Source organism: Catellatospora sp. IY07-71, assembly GCF_018326265.1.
GTDB lineage: Bacteria > Actinomycetota > Actinomycetes > Mycobacteriales > Micromonosporaceae > Catellatospora.
In genome coordinates, this window is the sequence record NZ_AP023360.1 from 6,146,525 (window position 1) to 6,169,277 (window position 22,753).

The 22,753-nt window shown below is 70.2% G+C and carries 19 protein-coding genes; 6 read left to right on the forward strand and 13 right to left on the reverse strand.

The genetic code is table 11. From position 1 onward, the window contains the following. Positions 1-8: 8 nt before the first annotated feature. The 8 genes from CS0771_RS27390 to CS0771_RS27425 form a co-directional block, all read right to left on the reverse strand. Positions 9-1,358, reverse strand: coding sequence for a PHB depolymerase family esterase (locus tag CS0771_RS27390; protein WP_212843680.1), 1,350 nt, complete (start codon positions 1,356-1,358; stop codon positions 9-11). Between the two features lie 457 nt (positions 1,359-1,815). Then, positions 1,816-2,634: a DUF1206 domain-containing protein gene (locus CS0771_RS27395; RefSeq protein WP_212843681.1), complete on the reverse strand. Its 819-nt coding sequence runs from the start codon at positions 2,632-2,634 to the stop codon at positions 1,816-1,818. A 180-nt stretch (positions 2,635-2,814) separates the two neighbouring features. Further along, positions 2,815-3,858 (reverse strand): IS30 family transposase, encoded by a 1,044-nt coding sequence (locus CS0771_RS27400; RefSeq protein ID WP_244871286.1) that lies wholly within the window; start codon positions 3,856-3,858, stop codon positions 2,815-2,817. 277 nt (positions 3,859-4,135) lie between these two features. Then, positions 4,136-5,323, reverse strand: coding sequence for a hypothetical protein (locus CS0771_RS27405; protein ID WP_212843682.1), 1,188 nt, complete (start codon positions 5,321-5,323; stop codon positions 4,136-4,138). After that, positions 5,320-6,519 (reverse strand): catalase family protein, encoded by a 1,200-nt coding sequence (locus CS0771_RS27410; protein WP_212843683.1) that lies wholly within the window; start codon positions 6,517-6,519, stop codon positions 5,320-5,322. The genes CS0771_RS27405 and CS0771_RS27410 overlap by 4 nt, the downstream gene beginning before the upstream one ends. Then, a complete protein-coding gene (locus CS0771_RS27415; RefSeq protein WP_212843684.1) occupies positions 6,516-7,892 on the reverse strand; it encodes a Dyp-type peroxidase in 1,377 nt (458 codons plus the stop codon). Before CS0771_RS27415 ends, CS0771_RS27410 begins: the two co-directional genes overlap by 4 nt. A 41-nt stretch (positions 7,893-7,933) precedes the next feature. Further along, a complete protein-coding gene (locus CS0771_RS27420; protein ID WP_212843685.1) occupies positions 7,934-9,202 on the reverse strand; it encodes a hypothetical protein in 1,269 nt (422 codons plus the stop codon). Positions 9,203-9,230: 28 nt separating this feature from the next. Beyond that, positions 9,231-9,668, reverse strand: a complete 438-nt coding sequence (locus CS0771_RS27425; RefSeq protein ID WP_212843686.1) for a hypothetical protein — start codon at positions 9,666-9,668, stop codon at positions 9,231-9,233. 260 nt (positions 9,669-9,928) lie between these two features. Between CS0771_RS27425 and CS0771_RS27430 the strand changes: the two genes are divergently transcribed. The 3 genes from CS0771_RS27430 (at position 9,929) to CS0771_RS27440 (ending at position 15,435) form a co-directional block, all read left to right on the forward strand. After that, positions 9,929-11,719: a peroxidase family protein gene (locus CS0771_RS27430; RefSeq protein ID WP_244871064.1), complete on the forward strand. Its 1,791-nt coding sequence runs from the start codon at positions 9,929-9,931 to the stop codon at positions 11,717-11,719. Then, on the forward strand, positions 11,716-12,951 hold the full coding sequence (locus CS0771_RS27435) for a patatin-like phospholipase family protein (RefSeq protein WP_212843688.1): 1,236 nt from the start codon (positions 11,716-11,718) through the stop codon (positions 12,949-12,951). Before CS0771_RS27430 ends, CS0771_RS27435 begins: the two co-directional genes overlap by 4 nt. A gap of 369 nt (positions 12,952-13,320) precedes the next feature. Further along, positions 13,321-15,435, forward strand: coding sequence for an acyltransferase family protein (locus CS0771_RS27440; RefSeq protein ID WP_212843689.1), 2,115 nt, complete (start codon positions 13,321-13,323; stop codon positions 15,433-15,435). A gap of 140 nt (positions 15,436-15,575) precedes the next feature. Here CS0771_RS27440 and CS0771_RS27445 read toward each other — a convergent pair whose 3' ends face one another. Beyond that, positions 15,576-16,061 (reverse strand): hypothetical protein, encoded by a 486-nt coding sequence (locus tag CS0771_RS27445; protein WP_244871066.1) that lies wholly within the window; start codon positions 16,059-16,061, stop codon positions 15,576-15,578. Positions 16,062-16,141: 80 nt separating this feature from the next. On the opposite strand from CS0771_RS27445, the gene CS0771_RS39065 reads away from it, so the two are divergent. Together CS0771_RS39065 and CS0771_RS27450 are read left to right on the forward strand one after the other, a co-directional pair. Then, positions 16,142-16,366, forward strand: a complete 225-nt coding sequence (locus tag CS0771_RS39065) for a hypothetical protein (protein WP_244871067.1) — start codon at positions 16,142-16,144, stop codon at positions 16,364-16,366. 234 nt (positions 16,367-16,600) lie between these two features. Beyond that, on the forward strand, positions 16,601-18,385 hold the full coding sequence (locus CS0771_RS27450; RefSeq protein ID WP_212843690.1) for an SIR2 family protein: 1,785 nt from the start codon (positions 16,601-16,603) through the stop codon (positions 18,383-18,385). Positions 18,386-18,412: 27 nt separating this feature from the next. On the opposite strand, the gene CS0771_RS27455 is transcribed toward CS0771_RS27450, so the two are convergent. After that, entirely contained in the window at positions 18,413-19,369 is a 957-nt protein-coding gene (locus CS0771_RS27455) for a cyclase family protein (RefSeq protein WP_244871068.1), read from the reverse strand. Positions 19,370-19,687: 318 nt separating this feature from the next. Between CS0771_RS27455 and CS0771_RS27460 the strand changes: the two genes are divergently transcribed. Continuing rightward, a complete protein-coding gene (locus CS0771_RS27460; RefSeq protein ID WP_212843691.1) occupies positions 19,688-20,593 on the forward strand; it encodes a hypothetical protein in 906 nt (301 codons plus the stop codon). A 57-nt stretch (positions 20,594-20,650) separates the two neighbouring features. Here CS0771_RS27460 and CS0771_RS27465 read toward each other — a convergent pair whose 3' ends face one another. From CS0771_RS27465 to CS0771_RS27475, 3 genes are all read right to left on the reverse strand, one after another. Beyond that, positions 20,651-21,049, reverse strand: coding sequence for a DUF4440 domain-containing protein (locus CS0771_RS27465; protein WP_212843692.1), 399 nt, complete (start codon positions 21,047-21,049; stop codon positions 20,651-20,653). A 34-nt stretch (positions 21,050-21,083) separates the two neighbouring features. After that, on the reverse strand, positions 21,084-21,275 hold the full coding sequence (locus CS0771_RS27470) for a GNAT family N-acetyltransferase (protein WP_212843693.1): 192 nt from the start codon (positions 21,273-21,275) through the stop codon (positions 21,084-21,086). Positions 21,276-21,634: 359 nt separating this feature from the next. Beyond that, on the reverse strand, positions 21,635-22,657 hold the full coding sequence (locus CS0771_RS27475) for a hypothetical protein (RefSeq protein ID WP_212843694.1): 1,023 nt from the start codon (positions 22,655-22,657) through the stop codon (positions 21,635-21,637). Positions 22,658-22,753 lie beyond the last annotated feature (96 nt).

Sequence of the window (22,753 nt, forward strand, 5' to 3'; positions counted from 1 at the left end):
CAGGTCGTTCAGGCGATGAGGCAGGCTGTGCCGTTGAGCGTGAATGAGGTCGGCTTTCCGGCGTTACCGGTGTGGTTCGCCTGGAAGCCGATGCTGATGGATCCGCCGGCGAGGATGCCCGCGTTGTAGTTCACGTTCCGGGCGGTCACCTGCCCCGAGGCGGGTGAGTACGTCGCATTCCAGCCGGAGGTGATGACCTGCCCGCTGGGCAGGGTGAAGACCAGGGACCAGCCGTTGACCGCGGCGTTGGTGGTGTTGGTGATCGTGAGGTTCTCGACCAGGCCGTTGCCCCACGCATCGATGGCGCTGCTGACCCGGCAGGAGCCGGTGCCGGGCGGCGAGGACGGGCTGGGGGACGTGGACGGGCTGGGGGACGTGGACGGGCTGGGCGGCGTGCTGGGGCTGGGCGGCGTGCTCGGACCGGTGGTGGTCAGGCCGAAGAACGCGACGGCAGCCGCGGCCATGCCGCTCGACGGCAGGCTGTGACCAGCACCCTGGATGCTGAGCGCCTCGACCCGCACGGTGCCCGACGAGTCGGCGAAGCGGCGGCGGTTCCAGTTCGCCTGCGGGGTGTCGGCGGAGGTGGGGGTCTGGCTGAGGCCGTGGACGTTGGTCCACTGCTCGACCGATTCCTGCAGCAGCGAGTACGGCACGAGGGTGTCGCTGGTGCCGTGCCACAACTGCACCCGCGGCCGCGTTCCCGTGAAACCGGGATTGACCTGTCGCACCGCGTCACCCCACTGCTGCGGGGTCCGGTTCATGCTGCCACCGGTGCACTGGCTGCTTCCCGGCGGGTAGTCGGCCGCGTTGGCGAAGCAGTTGAACGGCACGCCCATGAAGGACGCTCCGGCCTTGAACCTGTCCGGGTAGAGGGCGAGCATGTGCTGGGTCATCATGCCGCCGGAGGAACTGCCCGTGGCGAAGACGCGGTTCTGGTCACCGCCGTACTGGCGCGCGGCATAGTCGACCATCGACATGATCGAGACGGGATCGCTGCCGCCGTCGCGGCGCTTGGCGGCGTCCGACCAGGTGTCGAAACACCTGCCGAAACCAGCCTCCTGCATGGCGCTCGGGTAGATGACGATGAAGCCGTACTGGTTGGCCAGCGAAGCGAACTCGCTGCCGGAGTAGAAACCGGGGCCGGAGCCCCCGCAGCCGTGCATGGCCACCACGATCGCGGGGTTGGCCGGCCGGGAGTCCGGAACGTAGACGTGCATGCGCATGCCGCCCGGGTTGCTGCCGAAGTTGGGCACCTCGACCAGCGAGGCGGCGAAGGCGGGCTGGATCGCCGGGATCGTGACCCCGGCCACCGCCAACGAGGCGGCGACGGCGAGCAGCAGCTTTCGTTTGATCTTCATGGTGTGTCTCCTTGGTTCCCCGCACTGTCGGGAAGGCCGCGGAGCCGCGCTGGCGCGACGTGCCCACGGCAAGCCGGTCGGCGGCTGAGGGGGTGGTGGCCGACGTGGTGGCGGCTGGCCCGCTGATGCACCGGGCCGGCCATGTCGCCCGATCGCCCGCACGTGACCACGCGCAGCACAGTTCCGCCGTGTTCTGGACTGCGACTGGTCCCCGACGCCCGGTTCCGCGGCCATCGCATGACATATAGAGTCCCTCGTGGACCAAAAACTGTCAATCGATGGAGGACAATAACTGAGGCCTGCGACCGGTCAGCCGGTTCGCAAGCTGCGAGCATGCCGGGTGGGCGACGTGTCGGCGACGTCGGCGGCGATCGCGCCACTGCGGAATTCCGCGGTCGATCCGACGGGACCACAGCTGTCGAGGGTCGGCGCTCCCCTTGAGAGCCGGGAGCGCCGATCAGACCTTCCGGTAGCGGGCCTGGAAGTAGCAGTACACGCCGAAGACAGCGAAGCCGGCCGCGGCCGCCAGCAGCAGGCCGTACCCGAGCGGCTGGCGCGCAAGGGTGTGCAGGGCACCGTCGAGGCCGGTCGACTTGGCCGGATCGAAGGTGATGGCGGCGCTCGTGACGAGCACTCCGGCGACGGCGTACACCGCGCCTTTCGCCGCGTAGCCGAGCTGACCTGCCAGGACCGCCGCACGGGACTCGGCCGCGCTCATCCGGTCACGTCGCAGGTGCCGCACGAAGCCCTTCGTGATGCCGTATCCGACCAGCACCAGACCGACCACGGTCACCGCGATGCCGGCGGTCCCGACCAGCCACGGCCCGCCGTCGCGGCCGAGCAGCCCGCTGGTCGCTTCGCGCTGGTGGCTGCCGGTGGCCGGATCGCCGCCACCGGCGACCTGGGCTGCGGTCGCGCTCAGGGCGAGGTAGGCGGCGGTACGGCCAGCGGACACGATCCGCTCCAGCGTGCGCCGGCCGCCGCGCTCGCCGAGATGGCCCACCGCGGCTTCGAACAGCTGCCAGATCGCCATCGCCAGCAGGCCGCCGGCGATGGCCCATACCAGCGCCCTGCCGAACGGCTGCGCGGCCAGCAGCCGGAACGCACCGGACTGGTCACCCCGGGCTGACTGGCCGTTGGCGATCTGCACGGCGAGCCAGCCGACCGCGAGGTGCAGCAGTCCGTAACCGATGAAGCCGGCCCGGGTCAGGTTCTCCAAGGCGGTGCTGTTGCCGGCTGCCTGCGCCGTGCGGCGGGCTGTCGAGGTGAGATGCATGGCCTGCCGATACCGCCCGCCGGGAGGTGACAAACCCGCAGGCGTCGGTGTGCGTCACCGGGCCCCTGTCGCGGCAGACCGGTTGACGGGCGGTGATCGCCCGCTGGAGCAGTCGCCGGCGGCGTACCCCATCCGGTGCTCGGCGGATTCTAGGGGTCGTTGCAACACGTGGTTGGTTGTCTAGGCCGCGAGCAGTGTACGCAGGCGCTCGGCTGGGGTTTCCCAGCCGAGCGTTTTGCGTGGTCGGCCGTTGAGTTCGACGGCGACGGCGTCGAGGTGGTCACGGCTGTGGACGGATAGATCGGTTCCCTTGGGGAAGTACTGCCGCAGCAGGCCGTTGGTGTTCTCGTTCGAGCCGCGCTGCCATGGGCTGCCCGGATCGCAGAAGTAGACCGGAATGTCGGTGGCCACGCTGAAGGCGTGGTGGGCGGCCATTTCGGATCCCTGGTCCCAGGTGAGGGAGCGGACCAGGTGGGCCGGTAGGGCTTGCACTGTCGCCTGGAGGGCGTCGCGCATGTGTTCGGCGCTGCGGCCGGTGGGCAGGTGGACGAGCATGACGTAGCGGGTGGAGCGTTCGACGAGCGTTCCGATGGCCGAACCGCCGTCCTTGCCGATGATCAGATCGCCTTCCCAATGGCCGGGCACGGCACGGTCCTCGACCTCGGCCGGCCGCTCGCTGATCATGACCATGGGGTGCGTGAACCGTGGCTGGCGGCTGGCCGCCTGCCGGTGCGGCTTGCGACGGGCACGGCCGGTGCGCAGCGCACGGGTGAGTTCGCGGCGTAGCTCGCCTCGGCCCTGAACGTAGAGGGCCTGGTAGATCGTCTCGTGGACCACGTGCATCTCCGGCCGCGCGGGGAATCGTCTGCGCAGAGCCTGACAGATCTGTTCCGGGCTCCACCGTTTGTCCAGGTGATCCTGGATGAAGTCCCGCAGGGCGGCATTCTCTCCGATCTTGCCGGGCTTGGGGCGTGGTCGGCGGCCGTCGGCCCGGGCCTGAGCGGCATACGGTCGGTACTGGCCGTTACCCGGATGCCGATTACGGCGGATCTCCCGGCTGATGGTGGACGGGCTGCGGCCGAGCTCTGCGGCTATCGCCCGCACCGAGGCCTTGTCCCGCAGCCGGTCGGCGATGTGGAGACGATCAGCCTCCTGCAGATACCTCGACGACGCTCCGGGCGCCCGCTCTGCCTGAGCGGGCGCCCGGAGCCGGTTGGGGGCCATCCGGCCGTTGCGCCACTCGCGTCCGGTCCGTTCATGAACACCGACGCGTCGGGACGCCTCCCTGTTGCCATAGCCCTGCTGCACGAGCCGGAAGTATTCCTCCCGTTCAGCACGCAGCTTCTTCGGCCCCTGCGCCGTACGGTCAGTACGGATCTTGAAGTCCATCGCACCCCTTGAACTGGGGTGTTGCGACAACCACCAGAACTCAAGCTCCCTTTAGAGGGGCTTGCAGCGTTTGTCACACAGTCCCAGCCGGCATGCGGCCGGTTTCGGATGCTCAGAAAGGCGAGGGCGCCACACGTGTGACAGGCCCACGGGCTCGTCCGTTCGGCGCGGGTTCGTGGGGTGTGGTGCCGTTGGTGTTCTGGCGTAGTTGGGCGAGTTGCTGGTAGACGGCTCGGCGGGCGCGGTTCTGGTTGCCCAGTGGTCGGTGTGCTTCGAGTGCGTGCCATGGGTTGTAGCGGAGCCGGTCGGCGAGGTGGAACTGTTCGGCGGGGTCGATGGTCTGCTGGGGGATGGTGAGGGTGGCGACGGTCTGGTGTGGTGCGAGGTGTTCGGGCCAGATGACGGTGGCGTTCTCGATGGGCATGCGGTGTGGGTCGGTCTGGAGTTGGACGTCGAAGGCGAAGTGGGCGTCGGTGTGGTGGAGGGTGTGGATGAGGGCTTGTTGGAGGTAGTCGTCGGGTGGGTTCCAGCCGACGGCTGTGCGGGTGTCGGTGGTGGGTGTGAGGCGGTATTTCATGGCCTGGTCGGGGCCGAGCAGGTAGGGGACGCAGCTCCAGTACGGGGTTTCGAGCGGGCTGGTGTGGGTCCTGGCGTACAGCGCCTGCATGATCAGGTCCAGCAGGTGGGGCGAGCGCGGGTTGAGGAAGTAGCGCAGGGCAGAACCGGCGAAGACCTGCTCGCGGTAGGCGAGGTTCTCCGCCAGGGTGGCTGTGGTCGTGGTCGGCGCGCTCAGCGCGGTGAAGTCCTGCGTGTGCTGCTCGTCGTCGAGCAGCTTGCGGCCGGGCACGCCCATCAGCTTGACGGCGATGGACAGGATGCCGTTGTCGCGGATGTCGGGCGGGCTGAAGGGGCCGGGCCCGGCGAACCGCACGCACGCGGGGTAGGTGCGCGGCTGGGCGAGGACACCGTGGCGTAGCCGGCTCGGCAGGCCGCTGTGGACGCTGAAGGAGCCCTGGACGACCGCGTACGTCTTGGTGTTGCCGGCGCGCAGGAACGACCCGGGCTCGTACTCGCGTTTCATAAGCCGGGCCAGGACGTCGATGATCGCCTTGGTGTGCTCCTGCTCGTCCGGTCCGATCCTCTCCTCGGCGATGCCCAGCTGCTCGTCGCGTCGGCTCGCGTTGACCAGCCACTGGACGGCGTCCTGCAGGGGCTGGCGCAGGGTGGCGTCGAACGCGGGCCGCACATAGGGGTCGATCTTGCGGAGGAACGCCAGCCCGGCGTCGACGACCTGGTTCATCGGGTGGTTCTTCCTGGCTCGGCTGCGGTGGGTTCGTGGGGTGTGGTGCCGTTGGCGTTCTGGCGTAGTTGGGCGAGTTGCTGGTAGATGGCCCGGCGGGCGCGGTTCTGGTTGCCCAGTGGTCGGTGTGCTTCGAGTGCGTGCCATGGGTTGTAGCGGAGCCGGTCGGCGAGGTGGAACTGTTCGGCGGGGTCGATGGTCTGCTGGGGGATGGTGAGGGTGGCGACGGTCTGGTGTGGTGCGAGGTGTTCGGGCCAGATGACGGTGGCGTTCTCGATGGGCATGCGGTGTGGGTCGGTCTGGAGTTGGACGTCGAAGGTGAAGTGGGCGTCGGTGTGGTGGAGGGTGTGGATGAGGGCTTGTTGGAGGTAGTCGTCGGGTGGGTTCCAGCCGACGGCTGTGCGGGTGTCGGTGGTGGGTGTGAGGCGGTATTTCATGGCCTGGTCGGGGCCGAGCAGGTAGGGGACGCAGCTCCAGTACGGGGTTTCGAGCGGGCTGGTGTGGGTCCTGGCGTACAGCGCCTGCATGATCGCGTTGAGCAGGCCCGGGTAGCCGGGGTTGAGGAAGTACAGGATGGGGATGCCCGCCGCCAGGTGCCGCTGCAGCTGAACGTTGGCCGCGACGTCCGGTGTGGTGAACATCGGCGCGCTCAGCGCGGTGAAGTCCTGCGTGTGCTGCTCGTCGTCGAGCAGCTTGCGGCCGGGCACGCCCATCAGCTTGACGGCGATGGACAGGATGCCGTTGTCGCGGATGTCGGGCGGCGCCGAAGGCCCCGGTCCGGACAGCCTGACCCACGCGGGATAGGTTCGGGACTGCGCGAAGACCCCGTGCCGAAGGTGTCCGGGAAGGCCGTCGTGGACGGTGAACTCGCCCCGCACGACGCCGTAGGTCTTGGTGTTGCCGGCCCGCAGCATCGCACCCGGCGGATACTTCGGCAGCGTGACAGCCTCGAGCAGGTCGGCGATCGCCGCGGCGTCGGCTGCCTCGCCCGGTCGGATGCTCTCTTCGGCGATGCCCAGGTGCTCGTCGCGTCGGCCCGCGTTGATCAGCCACTGGACGGCGTCCTGCAAGGGCTGGCGCAGGGTCGCGTCGAACGCCGGCCGCACGTAGGGGTCCGCCCTGCGGGTCAGCTGGACGGCCGCCATGACGGTGTCGTTGAGACGTCGCTGCCACCAGGGGGCCGCGCCGGATGTCACCGCGACCGCTCCGGAGACGACAGGTAGTGCAGCGCGCGCATGCCGGGCATGAAGAAGTAGGCCCCGCCGCGGGTGGAGACGAACTGCGGCAGTTCGCGGTGGCGCCGGCGCAGGGGCAGCGCCTGCTCGGTGAACGTGGTGCCCGGCACCCGGGCACCGACCAGCGGGTCGGGATCGGCATAGAGCCCGTTGAAGTTCGGGTTGTTCAGCCATGTGTGCTGGACGAACTCGAACTGGCGTGCCAGGTTCGCCCCGATGCACAAAAAGTGCAGGCCGACCTCGTCGTGGCCGTTCTCGTCCGGGATCGGACCGTAGACCCGGCCCCGGCGCAGCAGCCGGTGGCGCCGGTTGAGCTGCTGCGCGCGGGCGGGGCTCAGGTCGGTGTTGAGCGAGTCGCGGGGATTGGCGCGGCGGATGTGCGCTCCGATCGGGCAGAGCAGGCCCTGGGGGTCGGCGGCCCGGTAGGCGAAGTCGTTCTCCTTGGCGAGTTCCTCGTGGTCGGCGTCGGGTGAGAGCACCAGGGGCGCGCCGCTGGGCCAGCGGCCGACCATCTTCGCCGCGAGCAGCGCCCGGCGATGGGGGTCGGCGCTGCCGTCCGGCTGGCGGGTGGCCTCGTCGAGATAGGCGCTGAAGGCGTCGACGTCCTGGCGCAGCTGGCGCAGGACCAGGTAGCTGCCGTTGCGGCCGAGGTCCGCGCGGCCGGAGAAGGTCGGCAGGCCGGCCGTGTCGGGGCCTAGGGGCAGCAGTGGCCGGTCGGTCAGCAGGCCGTACTCGTTCTCGTAGCCCAGCAGGAACTCCCCGGCCCGCACGGGCGCCGGATCGGCGGCCGCCGCCGGGAGTCCTTCGAAGGCGGGCTGGGAGATGCCGTCGGCGAAGCCGAACGGCTCGCGGTCGGTGAGGGGGGCGGTGTCCAGCGTGGCGGTCTCGGTGAACCCGTGGCCGACCAGGTCGCGGCGCAGCGCCGTGGTCAGCCGGTTCAGCCGGGTCTGGGTCTTGGCCCAGGTCAGCACGGCCAGGTGCACCGGTGCCGTCGCCGGGCCGCCCCACCGCCAGTGTCCCGGCGCGTTGGTGTCGATGTCGCCGAGCAGGAGGCTGCGGTCGGGGTCCGTGATCCCGGTCGCGAACTCGGTGGCGAAGCCGGATTCGGGTGCGGTCGAGACGCCCAGCTTCGCCAGCCCGTCGGCGGTGAAGGCGAGGTTGCAGGCGGCGTCGGTCGGGCGGACCTGGCCGCAGGTCACGCGGGGCAGCAGCCGGCGAAGGCTCGCCCGGGCGGCCTGCGGCCGATCGATGGCGAGCAGGTGGAAGCGCGCGGCCGGAAGTGTTCCGTATCCCCGGATGATCAGCCCTTGGATGTCGTCGAGTTCGAGTTGCACGGTGACGGTGGTCCTTTTCCGTGGTCCGGGGCGGTGTACGCCTAGAGCAGCGCGAGCCATGCCTGTGCCTCGGCCGGGCTCGACTGCCCGAGGAGGCCGGCGCGGATGCGTGCGTTGGTCTCGATGTTGTGGGTGGTGAGGTTCTCGTACGCGGAGTACCACACGTGCGTGCGCAGCTGGTGGGTGCGCAGGTAGTTCTTGAAGGCCTGCTCGTCGGTGGCTCCGTCGCCGACCAGCCAGCGGGTGCGCGGGTAGCCGAGTCCGTTGCTGAAGACGGCGTTGAGGCCCCACGCGACCTTGTCGATGAACTCGTCCATGTAGCTTTCGAGGCTGCCGTCGTAGTTGCTGGCGAACAGTGCCCGGCGTCCGTCGTCGAGGAGAAGCCACCGGGCGAAGTGGATCGTCCGGACGCCGGTGAGGCTTCCGCGGTTGTAGAGGTGCCGGACCCCGTAGTCCAGAGCGGCCAGGGCGCCGGTCAGCGTCACCTGCCGGAACCAGCCCGGCTTGACGAATCCGATCGCGGTCAGGGGGCTCTGCGCGGCGAAGTCCTCGCCGCGGGACAGCTCGCGCAGGCTCTGCGGGTCAGGGCGCTGCTGGTGGGGGACGTCATGGGTCTCATACCAGCGCAGCAGGGCCGCCCACAGCGGGGCCGCGGCGGCCGCCAGCGGCGCCAGGGCCAGGGTCAGGGCGGGTACGCCGACCTGGTGGAGTGCTTCGCCCAGCCGCCAGCCGAGGCTCGGGCCGTCCGGGGGCGACTGCGCGAAGGACAGGTCGGGGCGCGTCTTCACGTGCTCCTGGACGGCGGCTCGGATGTCGAGCGCCGGCATGAGCGCCAGCCGTGGGCGGTCGCGGTCCAGGAAGTCCTCGATGGCCTCGCGGAGCAGGGCCTCCTGCTGGATCTGGGTGAGCCCGCGTCCCACGGTGTTGACGTAGTAGGCCGCGGTCGGCAGCGTGTGCGCGTGCAGCCAGGCGATCCGGTCTGCCGCGCTGTCGACGCGGTATCCGTCGCAGCCGGCGAAGAGCCGGTCCAGGCCGGCCGTCGCCTTGTCGACGAGTTCGGCGATGTGCGCCCGCGCCGGCGCGTCCACCTCGCACAGGTAGAGGATGCTGGCGCTGATCGTCTGTCCGTGGATGTCGAGCGCCTGCGGCATCAGCAGGATCCGGGCGAAGTGCACGCCGCCCAGGTCCGGGAACGGGATCAGGTCGTGCATGGTCCGCTTGCGGCCGATCTCCGACAGCATCTCGTCGAGTTCGAGGAACCGGGCGGCGGAGATCTCCGCCTGGATGGTGAGGGACTCCTGGTGGGGCATGGCGTTCCTCCGTGCGGTGCGGTCAGGCTCAGTGCGCGAACGTCAACGTGAAGTTGAATATCTTGGCGTTGTCCCAGAACACGATGCCGAGATAGACCGACGGGCTCACCAGGCGCATCTCGTCGCGGATCCAATGCGCGATCAGCGACGTCCTCGAATAGTCGAGGACGATCGATTCCCTGCCGTCGAACAGGCTCGTTCCCCGATAGACTTTCGCCCGGACGGCACGGACGCCTATCGGGGACACCCGATTAAGCAATTCGCTCCGTTCCGGATCGAACACCTTGCCCTGCCACGCGAACCTGTGAATGAGTTTGGCCGCTGTCGCCGATGCCGTGGTGCCGGGCGCGACGATGACGGTCCCGGTCCCCTCACCCTGGGGAAACCCGCCGGTCGGGCTCTGCCGGAACAGGTCGTCGAGCTCATTCTGCGACATGGTGAGCAGACGGTCGGCGTCCAGCCTCACGTGAGTCAATGCGCACCTCCGCCAGAAGTCGTACCGAGATTAACCCGCACGCCGCACGTCTGCGCGCATTACCCGAGTCGCGGCGCGCCCGCCGACGGGAATGTGCGTGTTGTCGACCGCCCGGCGGCATTCCAATGGCAAGCTGTGTACGGAGTCGAGGCGCGCTGCAAAGGAGCCGGTCGCTGAACGGGACACATGGGTCTGGCGGTCCGGACCAGAAGCTGAAGGAGACGTCGTCGGCCCCGTGGCCGCTGTCGGCGTTGGGTGAGGCCGCCGACCGGCTGGCGGTGTCGATCGACCGGTCGGTGGGCTGGCACCGGCTGCCCACCGCGCTCGGCCTCGCCGTGCTCGCGGGCATCCGTGGCGTGCTGCGGCGCAGGAATCTTCACGACACGAGCCACTTCCCGGCGTGTGACCTGCCGCCGCTGGAGCCGCCGGACGAGGTCCACCGGATCGCGCGGACCGCCGACGGCAGCTACAACGACCTCGACCAGCCGCGCATGGGCATGGCGGGCTCGCGCTTCGGACGCAACCTGCCGCATGAGGCGACGTTCCCCGAAACCGCACCTATGATCTTCACGCCCAACCCGCGCGTGATCAGCCAGGAGCTGCTCCGCAGGCGCGAGTTCGTGCCCGCCACTTCGGTGAACAACCTGGTCGGGGCTTGGCTGCAGTTCATGATCCGGGACTGGTTCAGCCACGGCCGGGGCGTCCTGGACGACCCGTGGATCATCGAGGTGGCCGCCGACGACCCGTGGCCGGGGCAGCGACCGCTGACCGTGCCGCGGGTGGCCGCGGACCCGACCAGGCCGGCCGGATCAGACGACCTCCCGCCGACCTTCGTCAACCACCACTCGCACTGGTGGGACGCCTCGCAGCTGTACGGCAGCAGCAGGGCGGAGCAGCTGCACCTGCGGACGATGTCCGAGGGCAAGCTGAAGGTCCCGGTCAACGGAAGGCACACCGCCGCCGACGGGACGGACCCGGCGACCGTTCCCGGGTTCTGGCTCGGCCTGGCCATGATGCACCACCTGTTCATCCTGGAGCACAACGCGATCTGCGACCGGCTCCGCACCGTCCACCCGGACCTGTCCGACGAGCAGCTGTTCCAGCGTGCGCGACTGGTCAACGCAGCGCTGATCGCGAAGATCCACACGGTGGAGTGGACGCCGGCCGTCGTCAGCCATCCGACGACGGTGATCGGGCTGCGCGCCAACTGGTACGGCATCGAGGGCGAGACCGCTCAGCGCATGTTCGGCCGCATCAGCGACAGCGAGATCGTCAGCGGCATCGTCGGAGGCAAGCAGGACCACTTCGGCGTGCCGTTCGCGTTGACCGAGGAGTTCGTCGCCGTATACCGGATGCACCCGCTCATCGCCGACGACTGGGAGTTCCGCTCCGTCAACGACGACGCGCTGCTGCAGGAGGCGACCTTCCCGCAGCTGGCAGGCCCGCACACCTACGACGTACTGGGCAAGCACACCCTGGCCGACCTGTTCTACTCGTTCGGGATCTCCCACCCGGGTCTGGTGAGCCTGCACAACTTCCCCCGCTTCCTGCAGGAGTTCGAGCGTCCCGACGGTCAGCTCACCGACCTCGCGGCGACCGACATCCTGCGGACCCGGGAGCTGGGCGTGCCGCGATACAACGAGTTCCGCCGCATGCTGCACCTCCCGCCGGCCAAGGACTTCACCAGCCTGACCGACAACCCCGCCTGGGCGGTCGAGCTGCGCCGTGTCTACGGCGGCGACATCGAGAAGGTCGACCTCATGGTCGGGATGTACGCCGAGCCCAAACCAGCCGGATTCGCCTTCAGCGACACCGCGTTCCGGGTGTTCATCCTCATGGCATCACGCCGCCTGAACAGCGACCGGTTCCTCACCGACGACTTCACACCGCAGGTCTACACCCAGGCCGGCCTCGACTGGATCAAGAACAACACCATGCTGACGGTGCTGGGCCGCCACCTGCCCGAACTGATCCCGGCCACCAGCGACGTCGACAACGCGTTCGCGCCCTGGACCCGCACGACCGGCGAGCACGCCCGATGAACCGGCGTAGCGGCAAGGAACTCATCGGCATCGCGGTGGCCGGAGCCGGTGCCCGGGGAGCCTACGAAGCCGGCGTGCTGTCGGTGCTGCTACCGGCCATGGAGGAGTTCGACCAGCGTCCGACCGTGTGGATCGGCACCAGCGTGGGTGCCGTCAACGCCGCGCTGTTCGCCTCGCTGGCCCACCTGCCCGCCAAGGAGGCTGTCGACGTGGCGCTGGACAGGTGGCGCCAGGTGCGACCGGAGGACGTGTTCCACGCGCCGCTGTCCAACAGCGTGCGCACCGTGCTGCGATACCTCGGCGAGGTCGCCGGCACGGGGGCCCGCCTGCACAGCCTGCTCGACACCGCGCCGCTGCGCACGACCGTCGAATCGTGGATGGACTGGCCGCAGCTGCACCGCAACACCCACGCCCGCAACGGCCCGATCGACGCCGTGGGCGTGTGCGCCACCGGGTGCGGCACCTACCGCACCGCGATGTTCGTCGAGGGCCGGCTCGCCGGCAAGCTGCCCGCCGCCGACCACGAGCGAGGAGTCGACTACAAGAAGACCTCTCTGCGCCCCGAGCACATCATGGCGTCGGCCGCCATCCCGGTGGCGTTCCCGCCGGTCTGGATCGACGACGAGGCAGGTGGCCCCGGCGGCTGGTATCTCGACGGCGGGATCCGGCTCAACGCCCCGCTCAAACCCGCCATCGCACTCGGCGTCGACAAGCTGGTGGTCGTGGCCACGTCGCCGGCGTTCAGCTCGCCCGCGATGCCGCCCGCACGTCCGGCCGAGCGTCCCGACATCTTCGACGCCGCGGGCGACTGGCTCCACGCGGGCCTGGTCGACCGGATGATCGAGGACCTGCGCACGCTCAGCATCGTCAACCAGATGGTGCCGCAGAAGGACGACGCCGCCGCCAAGGCCGCCGGGGCCGACGGCAGCCGCAGGCGCCGGGTCATCCCCTACATCTTCGCCGGCCCGGTGCAGGAAGGCGAGATCGCCGCACTGGCCAGCGACGCGTTCAACATGCGGTACGGCCGCGGACCCCGGTCCGGGTGGGGCCTCAACATCAGGCTGCTCAACCGCCTCCTCGGCGGCCGTGCCGCAAGCCGGGGCGAACTGTTCAGCCATCTCTTCTTCGAGCGGGAGTTCGTCGAGGCCGCCATCGAACTCGGAGCCGCCGACGCCTGGCGTCTGCTCGCCACCACCCGCGAGGGGCTGCCCTGGCGGACCGGCACGCCGTGACCGGGCGCCGGTCCGCCGGGTAGCCGGGTCCGTCGTCACGTCAGCCGCGCATACCAGGTCGGTTGTGCGTAGTCGTCCGGCTCGCCGGCCCGCCGGTGAGCGCTCATGCCGGATCCACCTTGCAGGAAGCCCCGCCGGCCACCGTTCGCAGCGGCTTCATCACGCCGCGCCGGCGCCTGCCCATGTGGCCCGAATCGAATTGGCGCGGCGAACATGAAAGACGTATTCCTATGCCGGATAACAGACAGAATGAGCAGCATGTCCGATTATCCGGCAAGGGATGCAGGCGGTGAGGTTTTCGCCGTGATCGCGGGGCGAGGTCCACGGAGCCATCGTCTCCCACCGACGGGGGCGGCGTAGGGGGATCGGTTGGAGACCCGAGTCGACTCCACGCGGCGGCCTGGTTTCCGTGGGGACATCGAAGGACTGCGGGCCGTGGCGGTCCTGCTGGTGCTGTTCTTCCACGCGGGAGTGGCCCCTGTCGCCGGCGGATTCGCCGGCGTGGACGTGTTCTTCGTGATCTCCGGGTTCCTCATCACCCGGTTGATCACATCGGAGTTGGCGCGCACCGGCAGGGTGTCGCTGCTCGGCTTCTACGCGCGGCGGGCAAGACGCCTGCTGCCGGGCGCCGCGGTGGTGCTCGTGGCCGTGCTGCTGCTGACCGTGCTGCTCCTGCCCAGGACCCGCTGGGCCGACACCGGCTGGGATGTGCTCACCAGCGGGCTTTACGTCGTCAACTGGCGCCTGGCTGATCGGGCCGTCGACTACCTGGCCGCCGACACCGCACCGAGCATGGTCCAGCACTTCTGGTCGCTGGCCGTGGAGGAACAGTTCTACCTCGTCTGGCCCCTGCTCCTGCTGTTCGCCGTGCGACTGGCGCATCGGCTTGCGGCCGGCCGCGTACGCGATGTCGAACGGCCGCTGCTGGTGGCTCTGGTCGTAGTCGCCCTGCCCTCCTTCGCCTGGTCGGTTCACCTGGTCGGCGCCGAACCGGAGCGGGCGTACTTCATCACCACCACCCGGATGTGGGAGCTGGCCATCGGCTGTGGCATCGCCATCCTCGCCGGCCGGCTGGCGCAGATGCCGAGGCTGGTGGCGGCCGCGACGGGCTGGGTCGGGATCGGCATGGTGATCGCGTCGGCGTTCGTCCTTGACGAGTCCACGTCGATTCCCGGCCTTGCCGCACTGGTGCCCACGGTCGGCGCGGCGGCGGTTCTCGCGGGCGGCGCCGCGGCCGGCGGAATCGGCCCGGCGGCCGTGCTGGACACCCGTCCGCTGCGGGCGGTGGGTGCACTGTCGTACTCGCTGTATCTGTGGCACTGGCCGCTGCTGGTCGTAGCCGAATCGCGGTTCGGTGAGCTGTCGACCGGATGGTCCCTGGCTGTGGTGGCGTCGTCGGCCGTGCCGGCCTGGCTGACATACCGGTATGTGGAGAACCCGCTGCGGTTGTCGGCGGTGTTCGCGCACTTCCCGGCGCGGGCGCTTCGACTGGGGGCGCTGTGCACGGCGATCCCGGTCGTCTGCGCGGTGGCGCTCCACCTGTCGGTCACGTGGTCGGCACGCACGTCGCCGTCCACGGCGGCGAACCAAAACGGCGCGACCGGGCACACGGCCGCGGGGCTGGGAGCCGGCGTCCTGTCCGAACATCCCCGCGACGACCCCCGCGGCGCCCCCGTCGACCGCGTGGCCTCGATGACTCCCGATCCGGTCGCGGTGCGAGACGACTATCCCGACGTCTACGATGACGGCTGCCATCAGCGCGAACGTGACGCAGACGCGGCTTTCTGCGTCTACGGTGAGGCGCATTCATCGTTCACCGTGGCGTTGGTGGGTGACTCCCACGCGGCACAGTGGGTGCCTGCGCTGCAGTCGGTCGCGGCGACGCGCCGATGGCGGCTGGTCACCTACACGAAGTCCTCCTGCCCGCTGGCGCAAGCGCAGGTGCTGTCGCGCACCAACGGGCGGGCATACCCGAGCTGCGCCGAGTGGAACGGCAAGGTGCTGCGCGCACTGACCGGCGTTGGACGTCCAGACCTGGTCGTCACGACCAACGCCGACTACCGGATCGCCCACGGCGCGGTAAGGCTGTCGGCGCCAGATGGCGACCGCGCCATGGTCGAAGGCCTGCGCGCCAGTTGGCGAGCCATCACGGCCGCCGGCGTCCCGGTGGTCGTGCTCCGTGACACGCCCGCTCCAGGCGCCAACATGCCCGACTGCATCTCCGCTCACCCGACAAGACTGAGCAGATGCGCCTTCGACCGCGCGGCAGCACAGGCCGCCGCCGGCTCCGTCCAGGAAGCGGCCGCAGCCGGGATGCTCGGCGTCCACCTGCTCGATCTCAACGACGCCATCTGCCCCACGCACCGGTGCGCACCGGTCATCGGCGAGGTGATCGTGTACCGCGACAGCAACCACCTGACGGCGACATACGCCCGCTCGCTCGCACCAAGGCTCGACACCGCATTGCGCGCCATCCTTCAGTGACAGCAGACACCGACCTCCGCAAGGGCTGTCGCAGTATCGATCTCCGCTTTCATGGGCCGCGCCATCTCACCGTCGCCGGCGCAGCGCCGTCCGGGACACATCCATCGCCGGATCGCCGTGTTCGCGAGCCGCCCGCCCCGCTACCGGCTGGTGGGCGGCGGTCCGCTGGGCGGTGTCCCGCCGGGGCCGCCGGGGCCGCCGTCCGGGGGCGCCCCGCCGCCCGCCGGAGCCGTCCCGGTGTCGACACCGACGGTCAGCGACACCGTGTAGCCGGTGCCGACGTCCCCGGACACCGTACCGAGCTGGCTCGCGCCGCCGTCGTCACCGAAGACGTTGTCGCTGTCGAGGCTGACCTGCGAGAACGTGCTGATGGACTGCTCGTAGCCCGCCGTGGCGTACACCGTCTCGCACACGTCGGCGGGCAGCGCCACCTGTGAGGTGGCGACGGCCTTCGCGGAGTCGGTGATGGCGGCCTGGTCGGGGTAGACCTCGAAGTGGACGTGCGGCCACCGGCCCGTGTAGCAGGCCGGGAAGATGCTGGTGAACCGCACCTGGCCGGCCGCGTCGGCGATCTGGACGCCACGCAGGTAGTTCTGGTCGGTGATCCCGTCGGAGTACGCCGTCACGGTCGCAGTGCCACACGTACACCGCCGCGCCCGCGTAGGCGCCGCCGCCGGCGAGATCGTTGATGGTCAGCTCCAGCGTCATGGGCACACCGTCTGCCGTCGTGCTCGCGGCGCCGAAGCTGGACCGGATGTCAGACCGGACCACACCGCTCTGTTCGAGCACGTCGGGGCCGTTCGAGCCGTCGCCCGGGTACGGGCCGGCGGTCTCGTCCGGGATCTCGCCCGACGCCGCCGCGCCCGTCGAGGACGTCGCCGCGCCGCCGGCTCACCCTCGCCCCGTCCCCGCTCTCGGCTACGGCAACTGAGCCCTGATCAACCCTGGGTCTGGAGTCCGGAAGCCACCGAATTCCGCTCACCCCGGCCGATGCCGAAAGCGACGTCTGACGCCGGGACCGTGCCGCCATGCGCGCCGTAGATCAACAAGGAGAAGGCAAAGGCATCGTGTCCGGCTCGGCGGGCCAGGTGAGGCGAGCGCCACCCTGTCGGCACGGCGACGGGGGCCTGCGCATCGTCGCGCCGGCTGTCTATGGTTGCTGCCCATGGACGATCTCCTCCCCGCCGGACGCCCCGCCTTCGACGCCCGGATCAGCCTGGCCACCGCGATGCACGCCCAGCCCGGCGTGTATGCGCTGCTCCTCGGCTCGGGCACGTCCACCGGCGTCGGCGTGCCGACCGGCTGGGGCGTGGTCAACGCCCTGGTGGCCAAGGTCGCCGCGGCGGCCGGCGAGCAGGTGCCGACCGAGGCCGACATCGAGCAGTGGTGGGCCAAGCACGGCGACGGCGCGCCACTGGGCTACTCGGCCCTGCTGGAGGCGCTGGCCAGCACCCCCGCCGCCCGGCGCGCGCTGCTCGCGTCGTTCTTCGAGCCCACCCCCGAGGAGCGGGCCCAGGGCGTCAAGGTGCCGGGCGCCGCCCACCGCGCCATCGCGCAGCTCGTCGCCCGGGGCGCGGTACGCGTCATCGTCACCACCAACTTCGACCGCCTCATCGAGCAGGCGCTCGAAGCCGAGGGCATCTTCCCGCAGGTCATCGCCACCCCGGCCGCGATCGAGGGCATGGAGCCGCTCCCCCACGCCCGCTGCACGGTCATCAAACTGCACGGCGACTACGCCCGCACCGACCAGCTCAACACCGTCGAGGAGCTGAGCGCGTACGTGCCCCCGCTGCGCAAGCTGCTCGAACGCGTGCTCGACGAGTACGGCCTGGTCGTCAGCGGCTGGTCCGGCGACTGGGACCACGGCCTCGTCGCCGCCCTCGAAGGGACCCGGTCCCGGCGCTATCCCCTGTTCTGGACGTCCCGCGACGAGCTAGGCCCGATCGCCCGGCGGCTCGTGGCGCAGCACCGCGCGCACGTCATCACCAGCGCGGCGGCCGAGCAGTTCTTCCCCGACCTGGTCAACCGGCTGGAGGCGCTGGACGACCTCGCCGATCCGCCGCTGACCAGGGCGATGGCGGTGGCCCGGCTCAAGCGGCTGCTGCCCGACCCGGTCAAGCACATCGAGGTCGCCGACCTGTTCGAGACCGAGATCCGGCGGCTGCGCGACTACCTGCGCACCCTCGCGCCGCCGGCTCCGGACGCCGACCCCGCCACGCTGCAGCAGGCCCATGATGAGGTACGCAGCCGGTGCGACACCCTGATGCGGCTGCTCGCACACGGTGTGTTCCTCGACCGCGACCGGCAGCACACCGCACTGTGGGTCCGGGTGATCGAGCAGCTGATGCGCGCCCGGCAGCGCGACGACAGCGCGCCCGATCCCCGCGCCACGAACCTGCGGCACTACCCCGCCCTGCTGGCGCTGCGCACGGCGAGCCTGGCCGCGGTCGCCGCCTACCACGACGATGTGCTCCTGCGGCTGCTGCGCCGCCCCACCTGGCGCATCCCCGCCGGCAACGGGCACCGCCCGGTCGCGGCGCTGGACGCGCTGCACGACTGCCGGGTGCTGGACTTCGACACGGTGAACGCGTTCCCGCGCTGGCACGGCGAGGTGTGGCAGTTCCCGCAGAGCCGGCTGCTGCGCGAGGAGACCCGGCCGGTGCTGCTGCCGCTGGTCGGCGACGAGGACTCGTTCCTGCAGCTGTTCCACCGCACCGAATACCGCACGGCGCTGGCGCAGTCGCTGTTCGGCGTCAGCGGCGGGCTCGGGCCCGCGCCCGGCGGGTTCGCGGTGGAGTCGCAGTGGGGTCCGGACGGGACGCTGTACTGGGAGGCGGACTTCCGGGAGAACGCCGACCGGGACGTGTGGGAGCGTACGCCGCTGGGCCGCCGCGACGGCGAGACCTACGGCCGCCGCCTGGCCGCGCTCGCCGCCGCGCTACGCGCCTGACACGGTCCTGGCCGCCCCCGAACCCGTTCAGAAGGTGGCGATCGGGTTGACCGGGCTGCCGGACGTACCGGCGAAGCGGACGGGCGCGACGGCGAGGTGGAAGTCCCACTGGCCGAGCTCGGCGGCCGTCGCCGCGCACGCCTCCAGGTCGCAGTTGTCGAGCATCCACAGCCCCATCGCGACCAGGCTCACGGCGTGGACCGGCATGAGCACGCCGGGATAGCCCGACGGCTGCACGTCCTGGGGGGTGTCGGCGCCGATCAGCGAGACCTGCCGCTCGTGCAGCCACGGCAGGCACGACGCGTGCCAGCCGGCCTGCGTGAAACCGCCGCTGTCACCGGCCTCGTGCCGGGCGCGGCCGTAGCCGGTCCGCAGTAGCACCGCATCGCCGGGCCGCACCCGCACACCCTGGCGGCGCTCGGCCTCCTCGAGATCGGCGGGGAACACCCCCTGGCCCGGTTCCAGCCACGGCACCTCGCGGACCGCCGCGACGTCCAGCAGGACGCCGCGCGTGACGATGCCGTCCGCCGCCGCCGTGACGGCCGCCCACGCCGACCCGGAAGCGGCGTCTACCAGCGAATGCGGCCGTCCGTTGTACATCGTGCCGTCCCAGAAGATGTGGCACGGCGAGTCGAGGTGGGTGATGGTGTTGCCGTGGAACGAGATGCCGAGCCGCTCGGACGAGAAACCCCAGCGCCGGTCGTCGTGGAATGCGGCCACCGGCATGTTCTCGGCCCCGGGCATGTCGGCGGCGCACGGGCAGGTCGTCGTCGACCGTTCCATCTCCTGCGGCACGGTGATCTCCCACGCGCACGACACGCTCCTGCCATGGCGTACGGCGCGCGCCGCCGCCAGCCGGACGTCGTCGGTGATGAGGTTCAGCGTCCCGAGCTGGTCGTCGTCGCCCCACCGTCCCCAGTTGGACAGCGTGTCGAAGTAGCCGAGCACGTCGTCCTGCGTCGGCATCGGCCGCTCTGCCGTCATTTCAGCATCGACTCCTGCGGTCACGCGGTCCGAGGACCGCTTGGACGGGGCGAGCCGCCGCGGTGACCTGGCAGGCCCGCTCGAGAACTGGCCTGACCCTACCTCGGCGGACGGCAGCCGCCGGGCAGGACCAGCCGCTCACCGCAATCCACGAGGAGATCTTTCGACTTGCCTGGCAGATGGGCGTATCTTGCGCAGGTACACGCCCATCTGCCAGGCAAGTCGAGTGATCAGGGTGGTCGCCTGCGCTTCGCGAGTTCAGCGGGCCGTCGCGGCCGGTGAGCACATCGTCGGTGTCCGGCTGGATAGGCTGGCCCGGTGGCGGATGAGGCTTGGGAGGTCGTGCCGGGTGTCGGGGTCGGTCCCCTCCGATTCGGTACTCCACGCGAGCAGCTACATGAACTGCTCGGCTCGTACAGTGCGTTTCGCCGGGGCGCTTCGGCGGATCTCACCGACCACTACGGCCGGCTCGGTCTCATGCTGACCTGCAATTCCGCCGACGGCCTGTACCTGATAGAAATGCCGGATCCGAGCTATGTGACGATCCGCGGCGTGGCGCTGGGCGGGTCGGCGGAGCGTGTAGTGGCGGATCTTCGGCGCGAGGGTCTGGCGCCCGAACAGGACGACAGCGGCTGGACGTTTGCCGACGGCACCGTCGGCCTCTATGTCCCCTCGACCGAGCGGGACGCGGTCGTGGAGAACGTGACGCTCCACGCGCCGGGGCATGCCGTAGGCGAGATCGTCACCATCCCGGGAGGCGCGACCCGACCGCCTGTGCTTTCGCACGATGTCAGGCCCGGGCACGGCATCGGCCTGGTCTCGCTCGGCGAACCCCGGGCTGACGTCCGCCGGCGGCTCCACGACGTGATGACGTGCATCGAGAAGCCCGGCTCGAAGGCACCAGCCGAGGACCTGTTCTGGGAGGACGGGCTCGTCGTGCAGTATGACGATCGAGAGCGGGTCAGCCGCATCTTCATCGTGAAGGCCGACGAGGTGCTGTATGCGGGCATCAACATCAAGCCGGACTACTCGGTGCCGTACGACGCCGTGCGGCAGACTCTACTGACCCAAGGACATCGGGTCATCGACCGGGAGCTGGGTCTTGAGCTGGACGATACGGGCATCCAGCTCTGGCTGAGCAATACCCAGACCGAGTGGCCGCTACCGGTCAGCGCCGTGGTCATCGGCGCGCCAAGCGGGTCTGCGGCGGGTCGACCGAAGTAGACACCGGCGGCACGCTCCGTGCGGACGCGCTGCGGGCGGCGTGGCGGTGCAGCCGCGTCACGGATGGTCGTACCAGGCCAGCGCCGCGATCCGCCAGCCGTCCGGGGTGCGCACGAACTGCATGGCCTTGTGACCTCCGCCCTCGAACGCCACCCCGTCGAGGATCCCGCTCTTGCGGTACTCGCCGAACCGGCAGGCGATGTCGCCCGCCAGCTCGGTCCGCTCGGCCGTCTCCCACTCGGCGAACTCGACCAGCCGGCCACCGGTCAGCAGCAGCAGACGCGGCTCGATGAACTCGTCCACCGTGTACGCCGTGAACTCCGGGCCGGTCTTGATGATGACACCGGTGGGCAGCACAAGCCGGCGGATGCGCGTCACGTCCGGCGCGACGCCGCCCCGGTTGTCGAAGGCGCCGTAGAACTCGGCGGTGAGCTGGTCTATCTCGCTCTTGGACATCGTGCGACGCTAGCACCGAGCCGTCCGGATCGGGCTAGGCAGCCTGCCGCTCCCGCGCCATCGCCTCGACCGAGGAGCGGGACTGCTCACGGGTGCGCGGCTCGGCGAGCATGTGCTCGACCACCTCCGGCAGCCGCTGATAGGACCACACGTCGTCCAGGTCCTCGGCGGTGCACGGGCGCAGCACCAGCCGCTCGGTGACCAGCGGATACCTGGGATGGATCATGGGCTGATCCTAGGCCGCCGCCGATCCCGCGCCCACTCCTCATCCGGCGGCGGGCGGGAGCCGGCCCACGACAGTCGGTCGACCTGATCGACTATCCGGGGCCATCAGCGTGGACCCGTCGTGTCGACGGGCGCTGTCGGTCTGCGTACACCGATCTGTCATCTGCTGGACCCCTGCCCCATACGGACGGCTGATACGCGGAGGCGGCCGGATCGGGCAGCGTGAGCGCAGGCGGTGACCAGCGAGCTCGCCGGCCGGGAATGGGCTCGGCATCACCTGCTGGCCGGAGCTCGGGCGGCTCCGGGCAGCAGGACACGGTGGTCCCCCGCGAGGCGTGCGGGGGACCACCGTCCTGCCGCTCAGTACGTGATGAAGCCGTACAGCGCCTTGTGGTTGGACTTGGTGCCGGCGACCGTGTATCCGACGGGCGAGGACTGCACGGTCCCCCGCACGAACAGGTAATCGATCTTGCTGCTGCCGCTGGTGGCGGCGGTGCCGTAGCCGGTCATGCCGTAGCCGCTCAGCGTGCTCGCCGGGATGCCGGTGCGGTTGGCGTCGATGCCGACGACGCGGATCGTGGAGCTGTTCATCAGGGTGGTGGCGTCGGCGCCGATGTGGATGCCGGTGTCGCCGATGCCCGTCTCACCGTCGCCGGAGCAGGCGTTCTGCCGGTTCTCCTGGGGCAGGTGCATCGTCGCGACGAAGACGCTGGTGCCGGTGTCCTTCGTGGTGAACCGGGCTGCGATGGCGCTGGTGCGCTTCCACTTCCACTCGTTGGTGGTGCCGTCGTCGTTGTTCGGCGGCTTGTAGAGGGTGCAGCCCGCGCCGTCGTTGTACGCCGTGCCCGGCTTGAGCCAGCCGGCGCTCCAGTACTTCGACGTGTTCGTCAGCGTCAGCCGCTGCTTGTGGTAGATGATGCCGTTGGTCTGCTTCTTCTTCAGGTCGCCGAGGGACTGGTCGTCGCAGTGGTGGGTGCTGCCCCACGGCTCCGGGTCGTCCCACACCACGATCGCGCCGTACGTCCCCGCGGGCAGGCCGAACTTGGCCGCGAGCTGGTCGGCGTACGCGCTGATCTGGCCGGTGCCGCGCACCTGCTGCACGATCAGGATGTCGGGCGCCTTGACGCCGGCGGTCCCGGTGCGGCCTGCGTCGTCGACCAGCATCGAGGTCAGGTGGTCCGGCCCGGAGATGCGGGTGCAGGAGCCGTCGGGGTTGTTGACCACCAGGTTCTCGATGTTGTTGTTGTAGACGCGCAGCACGCGGTCGGCGGCCGCGGCGGCCTGGTCGGGTGCGGCCCCGGCCGGAGCCGGTGCGGCGGCGGTGGCCAGCACGGCGGCCACGGCCACGGCGGCGGCGCGGAACCTGCGAAGAGGCGAGGGCATGGGTGGGTCCTCTGCTCGGCGGTGACGGTAACGGCACCATCCTGCTGATATCGGCTACAGCCGGGCTACAAGGGGGCAACAGCGTGCGGGCCGGGC

What these genes read in the sequence shown, in the direction of transcription:
- CS0771_RS27395 (WP_212843681.1), bottom strand. Translation starts at nt 2,634, where the DNA reads ATGCATCTCACCTCGACAGCCCGCCGCACGGCGCAGGCAGCCGGCAAC.
- CS0771_RS27450 (WP_212843690.1), top strand. Translation starts at nt 16,601, where the DNA reads ATGGACGATCTCCTCCCCGCCGGACGCCCCGCCTTCGACGCCCGGATC.
- CS0771_RS27400 (WP_244871286.1), bottom strand. Translation starts at nt 3,858, where the DNA reads ATGGCCCCCAACCGGCTCCGGGCGCCCGCTCAGGCAGAGCGGGCGCCC.
- CS0771_RS27465 (WP_212843692.1), bottom strand. Translation starts at nt 21,049, where the DNA reads ATGTCCAAGAGCGAGATAGACCAGCTCACCGCCGAGTTCTACGGCGCC.
- CS0771_RS27435 (WP_212843688.1), top strand. Translation starts at nt 11,716, where the DNA reads ATGAACCGGCGTAGCGGCAAGGAACTCATCGGCATCGCGGTGGCCGGA.
- CS0771_RS27390 (WP_212843680.1), bottom strand. Translation starts at nt 1,358, where the DNA reads ATGAAGATCAAACGAAAGCTGCTGCTCGCCGTCGCCGCCTCGTTGGCG.
- CS0771_RS27420 (WP_212843685.1), bottom strand. Translation starts at nt 9,202, where the DNA reads ATGCCCCACCAGGAGTCCCTCACCATCCAGGCGGAGATCTCCGCCGCC.
- CS0771_RS39065 (WP_244871067.1), top strand. Translation starts at nt 16,142, where the DNA reads ATGGGCACACCGTCTGCCGTCGTGCTCGCGGCGCCGAAGCTGGACCGG.
- CS0771_RS27455 (WP_244871068.1), bottom strand. Translation starts at nt 19,369, where the DNA reads ATGACGGCAGAGCGGCCGATGCCGACGCAGGACGACGTGCTCGGCTAC.
- CS0771_RS27470 (WP_212843693.1), bottom strand. Translation starts at nt 21,275, where the DNA reads ATGATCCATCCCAGGTATCCGCTGGTCACCGAGCGGCTGGTGCTGCGC.
- CS0771_RS27405 (WP_212843682.1), bottom strand. Translation starts at nt 5,323, where the DNA reads ATGAACCAGGTCGTCGACGCCGGGCTGGCGTTCCTCCGCAAGATCGAC.
- CS0771_RS27475 (WP_212843694.1), bottom strand. Translation starts at nt 22,657, where the DNA reads ATGCCCTCGCCTCTTCGCAGGTTCCGCGCCGCCGCCGTGGCCGTGGCC.